This is a genomic window from Mesorhizobium sp. M2A.F.Ca.ET.037.01.1.1, from assembly GCF_003998075.1.
Classification (GTDB): domain Bacteria; phylum Pseudomonadota; class Alphaproteobacteria; order Rhizobiales; family Rhizobiaceae; genus Mesorhizobium.
The window spans coordinates 1-991 of record NZ_RZSA01001496.1 but is presented as its reverse complement, the minus strand read 5'-3'; the positions used below and the strand labels follow the sequence as shown (position 1 = coordinate 991).

At 64.6% G+C, this 991-nt stretch carries 2 protein-coding genes; both read right to left on the bottom strand.

The genetic code is table 11. The features are described 5' to 3' along the window. Nucleotides 1-159 (bottom strand): sugar transferase (locus EOA27_RS37880; RefSeq protein WP_281059527.1); only part of this gene is annotated, 159 nt, incomplete at its 3' end. 3 nt (nt 160-162) lie between these two features. Continuing rightward, nucleotides 163-991, bottom strand: an 829-nt coding sequence (locus EOA27_RS37875) for a glycosyltransferase (RefSeq protein WP_127258904.1), incomplete at its 5' end; no start/stop codon positions are given.

Genomic DNA, 991 nt, shown 5'->3' with positions numbered 1-991 from the left:
GGAAAAGAGGGTTCCTTCCCGGCCGACGCGGGTCTGCGAGAAGATGGCCGGGCCGGCCGACGTCGCCCGGATCGCCAGCATCGCGACCAGCACGATCGGCGACGTTAGCGCCAGCATCACCGCCCCGACAACCAGATCAAGGACCCGCTTTGCCGTCACGGTTCAGATCCGGCGCGAAAGGAAAGCAAGGTAAAGCCCGAGCGTGCCCATCAATGTCTGCCGGTAGACGCCGCTTTTGCCGAGCAGGCGGAAGCGCCTGAAGGTGCTGCCCTTGCGCGCCCTGATGAACAGGCGAAGGCAGAGTGCGGGATCGGGCGCGATGAGGTCGCGGTTGACGGCAAGGCCCCTGAGATTGCTGTCGGTCCAGGTGGCGAACTGGCCCTGAAACAGCCGTCCGAGCCGTGAAAGCCTTGCCTTCCACGAGACATTGGCGCCGACGAGGTTCGCCGCGTGCTGCCGGTATCTGACCAGCGGCCGCGGCTCGTAGCGGACCTTGCCGCCGGCGGCGGTGACGATGAGATAGGCCCACCAGTCATGGCTGACGAATTCGGTCCTTGCCGATGCTTTCGCCAGGAGGTCGCGCGCCTTGCGGTTGAAGAGCATGGTGTTGCCGCCGGCGATGCTTTGCACCAGCGCGTTGCGGAAAGACGGCGGGCGGCGAAACAGCGGCGAATAGCCTGCTGGGATGCCGGCCTCCGAAATGGTCGCCGTGCGCGAGCAGAACAGGAGCGGCATGTCGCTATTCTCTCCCTCCATCCAGCGGATGGCGCTCTCCAGCCGATCCGGCTCCCAGATGTCGTCCTGGTCGCAAAAGGCATAGTAATCGGCATCGATGCGGGGATCGATGATCATCGAGCGGAAATTGGCGGCGAAACCCTTTCGCGGGCCTTCCACCAACGTAACGGAGCCCTTGTTCCAGCGGGATCGCCAAGCCTCGACGATTGCGACCGTGGCGTCCGTCGAGCCATCGTCGGAAACCCACAGATCGACC